At 64.0% G+C, this 1,706-nt stretch carries 1 protein-coding gene and 1 pseudogene; one reads left to right on the top strand and one right to left on the bottom strand.

Annotated features, from left to right (window positions below; all coding sequences use genetic code 11):
• On the bottom strand, positions 1-1,064 hold a 1,064-nt coding region (locus EN879_RS34850), incomplete at its 3' end, for a GMC family oxidoreductase N-terminal domain-containing protein (RefSeq protein WP_127274657.1).
• A 214-nt stretch (positions 1,065-1,278) separates the two neighbouring features.
• Between EN879_RS34850 and EN879_RS34855 the strand changes: the two are divergent.
• Positions 1,279-1,706 (top strand): annotated as a pseudogene (locus tag EN879_RS34855) (sugar ABC transporter substrate-binding protein); the annotation flags it as partial.

The raw sequence follows: 1,706 nt of genomic DNA on the forward strand, positions 1-1,706 counted from the left end.
AAGTGGAACTGGATGTCGGGCGTCTTCTCCGCCCGGTCGCCCCACCAGAAGCCGCCGGCTTCGACGATGTTGGAGGCCACCGGTCCCTTGCCGAACAACGCGTATTCGAGGCCTGCGACCGCTTGCCAGCGCTTTTTCTTGTAGCGATCGATGCCGTGCGGGCCATTGAGTTCGGCGACCACGTCGACATCCATGTGATCGTGCAGGTTCTGGCCGACGCCGGCGAGGTCATGGATCACCTTGATGCCATGCTCCCCGAGATGCGCGGCCGGGCCGATGCCGGACAGCATCAAAAGTTTAGGCGAGCCAATGGCGCCGGCGGTGACGATCACCTCGCGCTCGGCGCCGAGCCGCTCGGTGCGTCCATTGACGATGATCTCGACGCCGATGGCGCGGCCATTCTCGACAACGATGCGGCTGACCGTGGCGTCGGTGCGCAACGCCAGGTTCTTGCGGCCAAGCGCCGGCTTCAGATAGGCGACCGCGGTGCTCGAGCGTTTTCCCCGGCGCGTCGTCGTCTGGTAGAAGCCGGCGCCGGCCTGTTCGCCGGCATTGAAGTCGGCGCGGAAGGGAAGACCCGCCTGCTGCGCCGCCTTGACGAAGATCCGGGTCAATGGATGCGGGGCGCCGCTGGAAACGCCGAGCGGGCCGTCGATGCCGTGCTGCGGACCGGCGAAGATGTCGTTGCCTTCGGAGCGGATGAAGTACGGCAGCACCTCGGCGTAGCTCCATCCCGCACAGCCATTGTCAGCCGCCCAGCCGTCGTAATCCTGCGGACAACCACGGGTGAAGACCTGGGCGTTGATCGAGGAGCCGCCGCCGAGCACACGCGCCTGCGGATAGACCATGGTGCGGCCGTCGATCGCTTTGCCGGGCGCGGTGTCATAACCCCAAATCAACGGTCCCGACGTCATCTTGAAGAAGCCGACCGGCAAATGGATGTAGCGATCGGTGTCGGGCGGACCGGCTTCGAGCAAGGTCACCGACACGTCCGGATCCTCGCTCAGGCGGGCGGCCAGAATGCAGCCGGCCGAGCCGCCGCCGACGATGATGTAGTCAGACATTCTCGCTCCCTTGGCAGTGCGAAATCAGTGCCCTGCTCTCCTCTACGCAACGATCTCAAGTCGCTTGTGCCGCGTCAAGAGAAAGGGTATGGTTATGGTGTTGAAGGGTTGTCGTACAAGTGGAGGAACTTGACAACCCATCGATCGGAGGCCCGGCCGCGCTCCCCGCGCATGCCGCCGGGCGGGAAACAGATTTCAATCGGGAGGTTTGAATATGAAGGACAGGACAGATCTTACGCTTTCGGTCAGCCGCCGGACGCTGATGATGGGCGCCACCGCCGGCATAGCGGCGCTCGCCATGCCGAGCGTTTTGCGGGCCCAGGAAAAACCGACGCTGGTGACGTCGATCCGCTCGCTCTCCAACCCCTACCACGCGGTGTGGAAGACCGGCGCCGAGGCCTATGCCAAATGGGCTGGGCTTGAGCACGTCACGCTGGTGTCGGAAGGCAACAGCGAGAAAGGCATCGCCGACATCAAGGCGATGTTGGCCAAGACCGGCGGCAACATGGTGCTGAATTCCGATCCCAATGACACACCTGACGCGCGCCCGATCGTCGAAGCCTGCGCCAAGGCCGGCGCCTATGTGGTGACGCAGTGGAACAAGCCGTCCGACCTGCACCCGAAGGACTTCAACCCGAATTA

The organism is Mesorhizobium sp. M7A.F.Ca.AU.002.02.1.1 (genome assembly GCF_003998535.1).
Lineage (GTDB): Bacteria > Pseudomonadota > Alphaproteobacteria > Rhizobiales > Rhizobiaceae > Mesorhizobium > Mesorhizobium ciceri.